Raw genomic sequence first — 10,579 nt, 5'->3', positions numbered from 1 at the left:
CTGAGTGCTCCACAAATCCAGTGGCGCTATCCATCCCCACCCTACAGAGGGTGGGGAATTCCGCGCGTTTTGTTAAAGTCTTCTACAGACCAGATCCGCGATTGGCGAGGGGGCGACAGGGATCCATGTCCGAGATCGAGGTCTTCGATGCGGAGCAGTTGGCCGGGCTGATCGAGGGTCTGGCAGAGGCGATCGGCAGGGATCATCCCCACCTCCAAAAGTTGACGTTGATCGGCATTCGCACCCGGGGAGTTCCCCTGGCCTACCGCCTGCGGGATCGGATTGCCACTCTGCTGGGGATCCCGCCCCAAGTGGGGGAGCTGGACATCACTTTTTTCCGCGACGATTTGAGCGCCGGCGGGTTGCGCACCCCCGATCGCAGCGAAATGCCGCGTGACCTGACCGGCCAAGAAGTGGTGCTGGTGGATGATGTTATCTTTCGCGGTCGCACCGTGCGAGCAGCTTTGGAGGCTCTAAACCACTTTGGGCGACCGGAACGGGTGCGATTGGCGGTGTTGATCGACCGGGGTCACCGGCAGTTCCCCATCCAGCCCGATTACTGCGGTTGTCAGCTTTCCACAGAACCGGAGCAAACGGTGAGAGTCCATCTGCGGGAAACCGATGCAGAAGAGCGGGTGCTGTTGATAGACAAAACGGCAAAGATTAAACCCTGAGCCGGCGCTGGGGTGCGGTATTTTAGGGATGACCTGCCGAAACTCACTGCCATGTCTTGGTTGCCGGAAACCCGCCGCTACGCTGTTTTGGGCACGGGCGCTTTGGGAGGATTTTATGGGGCGAAATTGCAACAGGCGGGCTTTTCGGTGCATTTTCTGCTGCACAGCGACTATGACCATGTTCGCCAAAGCGGCCTCTGGGTGCAGTCCTGCTGGGGGGATTTTCATTTGCCCCAGGTGAATGCCTACGCAGCCGTGGAGGACATGCCGGCTTGCGAAGGCGTGATCGTGGCTTTGAAAGCCACCCAAAATGCGCTTCTGCCGCACTTGATCCCGCCTGTGTTGGCCGAGAATGGCGTGGTGATCTTGTTGCAAAACGGGCTGGGGGTGGAACCCGAGATTGCCGATTGCGTTGGCCCAGAGCGGGTCATGGGGGGCCTCTGCTTCATCAGCTCCAATAAGGTTGGCCCCGGCCACATTCACCATCTGGATTACGGTTCGGTGCTGCTGGCAGAGTACGGCCCTGGCTATGCCCCCCAAGGGATCACGCCCCGCCTTCAACAAGTTCAAGCCGATTTTCAACGGGCAGGGATCCCGACTTCGCTCTCACCAGATTTGATGTTGGCCCGCTGGCAGAAACTGGTCTGGAATATTCCCTTCAACGGCCTCTCGGTGGTGTTCAATGCCGATACTCAGCAAATGATTCGAGACCCTGAGGCCCGTGCTTTGGCGGAAACGCTGATGCAGGAGGTGATACAGGGAGCTGCAGCTTGTGATCGCCTGCTTCCCGACTCCCTGATCCAAGAAATGCTCACCAATACCGAGAAAATGGCCCCCTACCGCACCAGCATGAAAATCGACTATGAGCGCAAACGTCCTCTGGAACTGCAGGTGATCTTCGGCAACCCACTGCAGTACGCTCGACAAGCTGGGATCCATCTGCCACGGGTTGAAATGCTCTACCGACAGTTGCAGGTGTTGGATCGCCTGAATCGAGGGATCCCTGGGGAGCAGCAGGCTTAAGTTTTTCAAGATCCGGCGGAGCGATCCCAGGGCTGGAGCAGGCTTTCTCCTTTGCTTGCGGGTAGACTGAGCCGCAGTCGTGTACTGTTGCTCTGGCTTTATGCCGCTGGGATCCACCCACGATCGCATTACCCTCTGGACGGCCCCCGGCATCACCCTAGCCGCCGGTGTGTTGGGGAACAGCACCACAGTTGCCCTGGCTGTGGGATCCGCCTATCTGTTCAGCGGCCTGATGTTTTCTGGAGATCTGGACACCTGTTCCCGACAGTATCAACGCTGGCTGTTCTTGCGCTGGATTTGGCTGCCCTACCGCAAGTGGATGCGGCATCGCTCCTTTTGGTCTCATGGGCCGATTGTGGGCACCGCCGTGCGGGTACTGTACTTGAGCCTATGGGCAGGAGGAGCTGGCCTGCTGGGGGCTTGGCTGGGATCCCAGTTGGGCTGGTGGATGTGGCAACCCTGGGTGTGGGGCAGCGATCTCTGGCAATTGCTGCAAGTTCACGCCGAGATGCTCTTTTGGATTGGGATGGGGTTGGAACTGGGATCGGTGAACCACAGCCTAAGCGACTGGATGGTCTCCCGCTGGAAACGCTGGCGCAGAAAACGCCGTCAGGTTCGATCTCCTGCCAGGCGACTCAGCTATCGTGGCTAGGGATCCATTGGGCCAAGGTTTGATTTTTCGCCCGCCACGGCATTTGAATGGCAGTGAGGTTACCTACTGTTCCGCAACGCGTAGTCATTTATCTCACCGTCAAGGTGAAACAAACGACCGGTTGCTTCCTGCTAAGGCCTCCGGCCCGCTACGCGAGCAGTTGAAATAGAGAGTAATAAGAACCACGACTGCTATCAGCCCCTCACCCCCCCTTGAACCTGTGCTGTGCCCACAACTCCGCGACCTATCCTCTCAAGAGGGCTGAAACTGCAAATCTTGGCCAATTACCCTTTAGCCCAGGTACTCTGCTTGTGGCCATTTCGATTCAAACTGGGACACTGCACCCATACCTAAAGCCTTGAATATAGGGAATCAGAAGGCTCTCCTCAGTAGCCCAAGCGTCTCACCCTAACTTGAAACGACTACTTGAAGCAGTTTTGTCAAGAACATTTCCTCTTACGTTGGCTAGGTATTGCAATTCAATCTCAATAAAGCTATGCTGTTACTCAGTTGAGTGGTGGAGTCATATCCATCAGTCTTCCTCTCTTGTCTTGGATGCGGCAGGGATCCTGTGCTGGCAGAGCTGGCCATCTGCGTCAGCAGGGATCCCTTTTTCTCCTCTCCAAGGCTAAGCAAGGTTCTGTACTAATGAGAGTCAGAATCAGTTGATAGAGAGATTTTTTGCTTGCTCATGTCAATCTGTGGAGGTGGCAGTGTAAAGGAGCAACAGCGGCTGAGGGTTATGGTTTTGGAAGGGGGCAATCTGGCTTCGGGAACCGGAAGACAAGACCGAATACAAAGATTGCTGCTCTAGTTTCCTTTGCAAACTTGTCAGAAGCTAAGGAAAAAGACCAACCTTTTGGGACAAACTGTCTGTCCTATGTCTTGTTTTGTCGTTCAAAAATTTATGTTGGGCTCAAGAGAAACTCTAGAAAAAAGTTGAATCAGGTGGAAGAATCAGTTAGAATCTAGCTGGCGTTAACGCTAACCGCGACGAAGAGACTGGAGGGAGGAAAGCCTAACAGCCTCTCTCCTTTTTTCTGTAGGGGTTACCCTCACTCTCAAACCCCATCTCATGAGAAGGGAGGAAGACCAAATACCCTATGACTTGAAATAGCAGCATTTTCATTAACTTTTGTTTTACTCTCTATGCCAAACTTGATACTAAGCTAAAGAGTTGCTCCTCGATCTTGTAACCATTGAGCAGCCAGCCTGTGTTGGCGTTTTTGTGCATAGGCTAAGGGGGTATGCCCATCTTCATTGCGAGGGTTTAGTTCGGCTCCATTTTCCAGCAAAAGCTCCAGGATTTCGATGTGTCCTTCCCAAGCAGCCCAGTGCATCGGTGTCGCCCCGAATCGGTTGCGCGCATTGGCATTGGCCCCGTACAAGAGCAGAAAGCGAGCGATGCCCAAATCCCCTCGGGTGGCGGCTTCATGCAGAGGGGTTCGGCCTGTTTCGTCAGTGGCATCCACCGGCGCTCCCTTGGATAGTAGGCGGGCCAGAATGCTTTTTCGACCGGTGGCTGTGGCCCAGTGGAGAACACGACCAGTGTTGGCTCCCTTCTGGATGAGCAGACCGATTACTTCTACCTGATCGGTTAAAGCAGCCCGCTGGAGAGGGGTATAGCCATGGTTATTTGGGAGATCGATATCGCTGCCTGCCCTCAAAAGACGCTCCACCAGCTTGACCTGACCGCTGTCGGCAGCCAAATGGAGAGGGGTAGCACCTGTGGGATCCAAGGCATTGGGAGAAGCGCCATGGGCCAAGAGCAAATCCAACAGTTCCAAATCGCCAAGGAGTGTCGCTTTATGAAGCAAAGTCATTCCCTGAGCATCGACAGCATTCACATCTTCCCCCCGCTGCAAATGGGCCAATAATTGTTTTAGATCTCGATTGGCAAGAGCTTGATGAAGCGCTTCACTCATAACAGATAGAAATAAAAAAGCCAAGTTGCAATGAAGTTGGGCAACAGGAAGGGATCCTCGATAGGCCGGAATGGAGGCTCCAAACAACTTGGGCAAAGTCTAACACTGGATCCCTGCTGCTGAGGGAAGCGGGAGAACCAAGCGCTTGGTGGGATCCCTTAGTCAAGCCGGGGCTACAGGGGTAGACTAGAGCTGGTTTTCGGTCAAGTCTTTTCCCGCTCCCTTGACTTCGCCACTGTTTATGGATTACTACGCGATCCTGAACCTATCTCCTGCAGCGGACATTGAAGAGATTAAACAGGCGTTTCGACGGTTGGCGCGGCAGTTTCACCCTGATGTGGCAGGGGAGGGATCCCGAGAGCGTTTCCAACAAATCCACCAAGCCTACCAAGTGCTGAGCGACCCTGAGCAGCGGCGGCGCTACGATGCACAACGTCAATCTGCACAACGTCAATCTCCACCCAGCTCTCCTGCTGCCGGCGAAAGGCGGGTGGTCATTCGCAGCATAGGCCCCTCATCGGCAGAGCAGCCCAATCCGGAAGGGCTCAAGGAGGGGATTGCCCGCGTCAAGGCAGCCTGGCGGGAGCGGAAGTTGCCCACGGCGGTGGCCCAGGCGGAGGCGCTGCTGAAACGGTTTCCCAACTCCAGCGAGGCCATCCACATCTTGGCGTTGGCCTACCAGCGCTTCGGCAACCATTTGATCTACGAGGGGCGCTATCAGCAGGCGGAAGCCTACTTGAGAAAAGCTTTGGCCACGGAGCCGCACAACCGAGAATTGGCCTTTGAAATCAAGCGAGATTTAGCCCGTCTGGGCATTCGGGAGGGATCCCGCTAACTTGCCTGCGTTGGGATCCCCAACGTCTGAGCTGCCCACTGCCGGAGTTGTTGGCGGTTGACTTTGCCCTGAGGGTTGCGCGGGATCCCCGTACACCACAGCCAGTGCTTGGGGTGCTTGAAGGGACTCAGTTGGCGGCTTAGGTGTTGCTTCAGGTGCATTTCCAGCTCTTTGGGGATCCCCGTTTTGGGGACGACCACCGCCACAACCCGCTGCCCCCATTCAGCATCCGGTAGGCCCAACACGCACACATCTTCCACCCAGCCGCTGGCTCGGATCTCCCCTTCCACTTCTGCAGCCATCACCTTTTCCCCGCCGGTTAGGATTAGGTCATCGGCTCGACCTAACCAATAGAGGGATCCCTGTCGGTCTAGATAGCCCAAATCGCCGGGGGTAAAGCCTTGCTGTTGCCCTTCGCGTAAGCGGTGCGTAGCACTTAGGTGCGGGTAGTAGCCCAGTGCCAGCGACTCTGCCTGAATGTGAATGTAGCCCACAGCATGGCTGGGCAGGGGATCCCCTTTTTCGCTGCGGATCTGGAGCGTGGCGTGGGGCAGAGGCCGACCCAGACTGTCGCTCCCTTGCCAAAAGGCTTCTGGCAGTAACGTACACACCTGGGAGGCGGTCTCGGTCATACCGTAGGTGAGGGCAAGGGGAAGGTGAAGTTGCCGGGCCTGTTGCCGCAAGCTGGGCCAGGTGGGGCCACCGCCGACCAAAATGGCCCGAAATTGGCGCAGGCTCTCCAAAACTCCCGGATGGGCGCTGAGCAACAGCCGTTGCAACTGAGTGGGCACCAGCGATAGAAAGCTCCCCGGCAAAGGGGGATCCCAAGCCTTGGCCTGCTGTTGCCGTTTCCAATCCCAGACAACCCACTGCCCACCGCTCAGCCAGGAGCGGACTGCCTGCATCAAGCCGCTGACGTGGTACAAGGGCAGAAGGCAATAGCTGTGTACAGGCCCGACGGCAAAGTGCTGTTGGTGGGCTTTGGCCGAGGCACTGAGGGTCAGCCAAGAGTGCAGGGCCCATTTCACTTGGCCGCCAGAGCCACCCGTGGGGATGCCGATCAACGGCCAATGGGAGCTGGGCACAGCTTCCCGCAAATCCCGCAGGCGCAGATTCAAGGGGGCGGGATCCCCTTCCAGTCGGCCCTGGCGCCAGCACCAGCCGGATCCCATATCCGCCAAAGCCTGTCCCCATTCCCGTTCTCCCCAGTGGGGATTACCCAGGAACAGCGGGATCCCCAAGCGTTGGCAGGTCAAAACTGCCGCCCACACCTGCACTGGATGCGAGTCCGCCACCAGCAGGGGAACGGCCTTGTCTGCCAAAGGGCGCAGTTGCTCTTCCAGTTTGGACAGGCACTCCTTCAAGTCTCCGCCATCCCCGGACAAGACAATTGACCTCATGGGCTATGGGTATGCCATCTCAACGGCTTCGCGGATCCCCTGCATTTTATTAGGGGATCCCCCCTCGATTTCCTTGGCAAGGAACGGTGAGGATAGGTTTGGGCTTGGCTTATCATGATCTAGGTTTGAACTGGGAGGTCTGTGTTGTGATCGAGCCGATTTTGTTGGGGATCGTGTTGGGAATGGTGGTGGTCACCTTGGCGGGCTTGTTCGTGGCAGCCTACAGGCAGTATCAACGCAGCAACAAGATCGGCCTGTAGGAGCAGCCTTTGGGGGGGTTGGAGAAAACCCATAGGGGAGAGAGAGATTGAGGTGGCATGGCAATGCACTGGCTGCGCACAGTCGCTGCTTTGCGGGAGCAGGTAGCCAATTGGCGGGGATCCACCATCGGCTTGGTGCCCACGATGGGATCCCTGCACGAGGGGCATCTCAGCTTGATTCGCCGCTGCTGCCAGGAGTGTGACCACACGGTGGTCAGCATTTTCGTCAATCCGCTGCAATTTGGCCCCAACGAAGACTGGGATCGCTATCCCCGCGACGAAGAGGGGGACCGAGCTTTGTGCGAGGCAGCAGGTGTGGATGTGGTCTTTGCCCCTGACCCGCAAGAGATGGGAGCCGACCCCGCAACCGGAAGCGACCGCACCTGGGTCATGCCCCCCGAATCCCTTCTGCAGACCCTCTGCGCCCCCCACCGACCTGGCCACTTTCGCGGTGTAGCCACCATTGTGCTGCAACTGCTGAACCTGGTGCAGCCGCAGCGGGCCTACTTCGGCCAAAAAGACGCCCAGCAACTGGCGATCATTCAGCGTTTGGTTCGGGATCTGCAAATACCCACCACGATTGTTCCCTGCCCCACGGTGCGAGAAGCCGATGGCCTCGCCTGTAGCTCCCGCAACCGCTACCTTTCTGCTGCTGAACGACAGGTGGCTGCCGGGCTGTACCGGGCCTTGCGTCGAGGATATGACCATTGGCAGGCCGGGGATCCCTCAGCAGAAGGGATCCTTGCCGCCGCCCGTGCTGAGCTGGAGCATACCCCAGAGCTGCAACTGCAGTACCTGGAATTGGTGGATCCCCAAACGCTACAGCCGCTGCCGCGGGTGGAAGACAAGGGCCTGCTGGCCATTGCTGCCTATGTGGGGCAGACTCGCCTGATCGACAACCTGCTCCTTTCCCCAGAGCAAGGGGATCCCTCGCCGGAGAGAGTCCAGCATGCGGCACCGCCCTCTTCCGGCACGACCTCTCCCCCGCGTCGCCCGCTGATTGCCATCGACGGCCCGGCTGGAGCCGGAAAATCCACCGTGGCGCGGGCAGTAGCCGCCCAGCTGCAGCTTTTGTACTTGGACACGGGGGCCATGTATCGAGCCATCACCTGGCTGGCACTGCAACGGGGGATCCCTTTGGACGATGCCGAGCAACTCACCCAACTGGCCGCCCAAACCCAGCTCACCCTGCAAAGTGGCACCTCTTCGACAGAGCCGACCCGCATCTGGGCCGATGGCGAAGAGATTACCCAGGCCATCCGCTCCCCAGAGGTGACCCGCTGGGTCTCTCACGTGGCGGCAGTGCCGGGAGTACGCCAGGAGCTGGTGAAGCGGCAACGCAGCATTGGCCGGGATGGCGGTGCCGTCTTAGAGGGACGGGATATCGGCACCCACGTCTTTCCCGATGCAGAGTTGAAGGTCTTTTTGACTGCTTCTGTTGGGGAGCGGGCGCAGCGTCGGCAACACCAACTCCAAGCTCAAGGGCAAATGGTACCCCTTGAAGAATTGAAAGCGCAAATCGAGCAGCGGGATCGCCGCGACAGCGAACGGCTCATCTCTCCCTTGCGGCCTGCCCCCGATGCCATCTTGATCGACACAGATCACCTGAGCCAATCCGAGGTGCAAGACAAGATTGTCATGTTGTACCGGCAGCTTTTGGAGCGATCTGGCCCGGCCCGTTTAGATCAGTAGCTTTGACTCAATCAAGACTAAATCAACGGGACAAGTCAGATTTCCGCATGATTTTCAGGGAGCTGGCCGGTTTGAACAGCTTGATCCCTCTCTCATTTCTCATTGAAGATTTTCGTTGAAGATGCAGTTGATGAGGGGGCACGGATGCCGAGCTATGGGTTGAGTGATGAACTTTGGCAAAACCACCGAGGTGTTGAGGTGCCGGAGGGGATCCCGTTGATGATGGAAATAGGCCGACCCGCTTTTCTCTCGATGAGCCAATGCTACCTGTATCCCGTTCCGCCGTCGCGAACGGAGCGCTATGGTTAATGTCTTTCTCTTGGCCTTTCTGCTGCTTCTCTCAGGAGCTTGCTCTGGCGCCGAAACGGCCATCACGGCCATGGACAACCTGCGCTTGGAATCCCTGATCGAAGAACAAGGGGATCCGCAGGGCTTGTATCGACTGGCCCAACAACAGCGCTCGCGGCTGATCACCACCCTGTTGCTGGTGAACAACTTTGTCAACATCGGCATTGCCGCTTTGGCCACAACCCTCTCCATTGAACTGTTGGGAACCCAGATTGGAGCTTTGGCCGCCACCGTGCCCACCACAATTGTGGTGCTCCTCTTTGGAGAAGTAGCCCCAAAGTCTTTAGCGGTGAGCCATCCGCTAGGGGTGTTCCGCTGGGTGGTGCGGCCTGTTCATGTCCTATCGGTGCTGCTGCGCCCTTTTAGCGACGCTTTTGAGTGGGTTGTCAGCAGGCTCTTCAATCTATTGGAATTCTCCCCCCTGACGGCCACCGCTTCTCTCAAGGATTTGGAGCTGTTGATCGATGTGTTGGGGCAGCGGGGGCTGCTGGATTGGCAAAAACGGCGGCTGTTTCGTGGGGCCTTGGCTTTGGACTTGCTGCAGGCGCGGGACGTGGCCAAGCCCAGAGTTAAAATGGAGACCATCTCCCACGACAAAACACTGCAGGATGTGGTGAAGCTCTGTTTGGAAACGGGCTACTCGCGCATCCCCGTACAGGGAGAATCCAAGGACGAGATCGTCGGCATTATCCACCTCAAGCAAGCCTTGCGCTATCTCGATCAAAAAGGCAATGCCGAAGTGACCCAGGCGATGGCACCGCCTTTTTTTGTGCCGGACACCAAGCGGGTCAGCTTGTTGCTCAAGGAAATGCTGCGCTCTCGCCAACACCTGGGGATTGTGGTGGATGAGTTCGGCGGCACCACCGGCCTGATCACGCTGGAGGACATTTTGGAGGAGCTGGTGGGCGATATTTACGACGAGAGCGATCTCTCCCCCCTGCTGCTGCGGCGGCAGCGGCGACCAGGTGGAGCTTCTACCTCCCCTGGCTGAGAACAGGAGCAAGGGGATCACCCCCTCTCTAAGTCCTAGCTGGCTCTGGAGGGATCCGTCTCCGCGGCTGTTGGATTCTCGTGCGCATCGCCGTTGGGAGTGAACTCTATCAAGCCAGCATCGACAGGGTAGCGGGCCACAAAAAAGATCCAGAAGCTGTGGATCCCTAGCCCCAAAGCCCACCAGCCCAACAGGGGCACCAGCCACGGCCAATCCGCGCGGTACAGTTGCTGAAAAAACACCAGCCCAGACCCGCTGCAGAGAAAAACGGCAATGTGGGCGGCATAGGTATAGCGATCATCCAGCTTGCGAAATTCGGGATCCCGACGGGTGGGCTTACGGGGCCAGCGAGGGGGCATGGCAAAACCATCCAGTTAAGACCTTCTCCAGTGTAGAACAGCCGTCGGCGGGGATCCCTGAGACTTGGGAGCGGCATTTCCGCTGCGGAACCCCAGTTTCAACGCCCGTTTGCCCAGCCAGTACACCAGCAAACCCATCAGCAGCACTGCCAGCCAAGGGGCCAGCACCGCCACCACCGCCAGCAGCAGAGAAGTGACGTTTTCGCCGGTGGCCAACAGCGGGTTGCCCAGCCCCCCTGTGTGGTGGTAGAGGTCACCAGTGTGGCACAAAAATGCGAAACTGAGGCCCAACCCCCAAAAAATGGCCGGTATGCCCTTCATATCCTCAGCGTTGATGGGAGTGCTGATACATTCACGCTGAACTCTCCTGAACATGGTTCAGGAAAGAAGCGATCGCATCCTGCCTATCTCTGAGCAGGA

The 10,579-nt window shown here is 57.6% G+C and carries 12 protein-coding genes; 8 read left to right on the top strand and 4 right to left on the bottom strand.

All coding sequences use genetic code 11. From position 1 onward, the window contains the following. Positions 1 to 125 precede the first annotated feature (125 nt). From pyrR to NW849_RS12785, 3 genes are all read left to right on the top strand, one after another. A complete protein-coding gene (pyrR, locus tag NW849_RS12795) occupies positions 126 to 674 on the top strand; it encodes a bifunctional pyr operon transcriptional regulator/uracil phosphoribosyltransferase PyrR (protein ID WP_414358057.1) in 549 nt (182 codons plus the stop codon). A 51-nt stretch (positions 675 to 725) separates the two neighbouring features. Then, on the top strand, positions 726 to 1,697 hold the full coding sequence (locus tag NW849_RS12790) for a putative 2-dehydropantoate 2-reductase (RefSeq protein ID WP_414341611.1): 972 nt from the start codon (positions 726 to 728) through the stop codon (positions 1,695 to 1,697). Between the two features lie 79 nt (positions 1,698 to 1,776). Then, positions 1,777 to 2,349 (top strand): metal-binding protein, encoded by a 573-nt coding sequence (locus NW849_RS12785; protein WP_414358055.1) that lies wholly within the window; start codon positions 1,777 to 1,779, stop codon positions 2,347 to 2,349. A 1,169-nt stretch (positions 2,350 to 3,518) separates the two neighbouring features. On the opposite strand, the gene NW849_RS12780 is transcribed toward NW849_RS12785, so the two are convergent. After that, positions 3,519 to 4,274: an ankyrin repeat domain-containing protein gene (locus tag NW849_RS12780; protein ID WP_414358053.1), complete on the bottom strand. Its 756-nt coding sequence runs from the start codon at positions 4,272 to 4,274 to the stop codon at positions 3,519 to 3,521. A 241-nt stretch (positions 4,275 to 4,515) separates the two neighbouring features. Here NW849_RS12780 and NW849_RS12775 point away from each other — a divergent pair, with 241 nt between their 5' ends. Then, the gene (locus NW849_RS12775) at positions 4,516 to 5,109 is read left to right on the top strand and encodes a J domain-containing protein (protein WP_011433991.1); all 594 of its coding nucleotides are present in this window, start codon (positions 4,516 to 4,518) and stop codon (positions 5,107 to 5,109) included. Here NW849_RS12775 and NW849_RS12770 read toward each other — a convergent pair. Beyond that, positions 5,106 to 6,509, bottom strand: coding sequence for a 2-succinylbenzoate--CoA ligase (locus tag NW849_RS12770; protein WP_414358052.1), 1,404 nt, complete (start codon positions 6,507 to 6,509; stop codon positions 5,106 to 5,108). The genes NW849_RS12775 and NW849_RS12770 overlap by 4 nt on opposite strands. A gap of 146 nt (positions 6,510 to 6,655) precedes the next feature. Between NW849_RS12770 and petG the strand changes: the two genes are divergently transcribed. The 4 genes from petG to NW849_RS12750 all read left to right on the top strand — a co-directional run bounded on the left by petG (position 6,656) and on the right by NW849_RS12750 (position 9,800). Then, complete coding sequence (gene petG / locus NW849_RS12765; RefSeq protein WP_011433989.1) at positions 6,656 to 6,769, top strand: cytochrome b6-f complex subunit V; 114 nt, start codon at positions 6,656 to 6,658, stop codon at positions 6,767 to 6,769. Between the two features lie 63 nt (positions 6,770 to 6,832). After that, positions 6,833 to 8,461: a bifunctional pantoate--beta-alanine ligase/(d)CMP kinase gene (locus tag NW849_RS12760; RefSeq protein ID WP_414358056.1), complete on the top strand. Its 1,629-nt coding sequence runs from the start codon at positions 6,833 to 6,835 to the stop codon at positions 8,459 to 8,461. Positions 8,462 to 8,605: 144 nt separating this feature from the next. Then, positions 8,606 to 8,770: a hypothetical protein gene (locus NW849_RS12755; RefSeq protein WP_187147237.1), complete on the top strand. Its 165-nt coding sequence runs from the start codon at positions 8,606 to 8,608 to the stop codon at positions 8,768 to 8,770. Next, complete coding sequence (locus tag NW849_RS12750) at positions 8,763 to 9,800, top strand: hemolysin family protein (protein ID WP_414358051.1); 1,038 nt, start codon at positions 8,763 to 8,765, stop codon at positions 9,798 to 9,800. The genes NW849_RS12755 and NW849_RS12750 overlap by 8 nt, the downstream gene beginning before the upstream one ends. 35 nt (positions 9,801 to 9,835) lie before the next feature. On the opposite strand, the gene NW849_RS12745 is transcribed toward NW849_RS12750, so the two are convergent. Together NW849_RS12745 and NW849_RS12740 are read right to left on the bottom strand one after the other, a co-directional pair. Then, the gene (locus NW849_RS12745; protein ID WP_414358049.1) at positions 9,836 to 10,159 is read right to left on the bottom strand and encodes a hypothetical protein; all 324 of its coding nucleotides are present in this window, start codon (positions 10,157 to 10,159) and stop codon (positions 9,836 to 9,838) included. Positions 10,160 to 10,174: 15 nt separating this feature from the next. After that, entirely contained in the window at positions 10,175 to 10,534 is a 360-nt protein-coding gene (locus NW849_RS12740) for a DUF4126 family protein (protein WP_414358047.1), read from the bottom strand. Positions 10,535 to 10,579: the final 45 nt, after the last annotated feature.

The sequence above is a fragment of the Synechococcus sp. R55.3 genome (assembly GCF_047461975.1).
Lineage (GTDB): Bacteria > Cyanobacteriota > Cyanobacteriia > Thermostichales > Thermostichaceae > Thermostichus.
This window is presented reverse-complemented; position numbering and strand designations above follow the sequence as displayed.

Coding starts and splice junctions, on each gene's coding strand:
- pyrR (WP_414358057.1), top strand. CDS start 126: ATGTCCGAGATCGAGGTCTTCGATGCGGAGCAGTTGGCCGGGCTGATC.
- NW849_RS12790 (WP_414341611.1), top strand. CDS start 726: ATGTCTTGGTTGCCGGAAACCCGCCGCTACGCTGTTTTGGGCACGGGC.
- NW849_RS12780 (WP_414358053.1), bottom strand. CDS start 4,274: ATGAGTGAAGCGCTTCATCAAGCTCTTGCCAATCGAGATCTAAAACAA.
- NW849_RS12775 (WP_011433991.1), top strand. CDS start 4,516: ATGGATTACTACGCGATCCTGAACCTATCTCCTGCAGCGGACATTGAA.
- NW849_RS12770 (WP_414358052.1), bottom strand. CDS start 6,509: ATGAGGTCAATTGTCTTGTCCGGGGATGGCGGAGACTTGAAGGAGTGC.
- NW849_RS12760 (WP_414358056.1), top strand. CDS start 6,833: ATGCACTGGCTGCGCACAGTCGCTGCTTTGCGGGAGCAGGTAGCCAAT.
- NW849_RS12755 (WP_187147237.1), top strand. CDS start 8,606: ATGCCGAGCTATGGGTTGAGTGATGAACTTTGGCAAAACCACCGAGGT.
- NW849_RS12750 (WP_414358051.1), top strand. CDS start 8,763: ATGGTTAATGTCTTTCTCTTGGCCTTTCTGCTGCTTCTCTCAGGAGCT.
- NW849_RS12745 (WP_414358049.1), bottom strand. CDS start 10,159: ATGCCCCCTCGCTGGCCCCGTAAGCCCACCCGTCGGGATCCCGAATTT.
- NW849_RS12740 (WP_414358047.1), bottom strand. CDS start 10,534: ATGTTCAGGAGAGTTCAGCGTGAATGTATCAGCACTCCCATCAACGCT.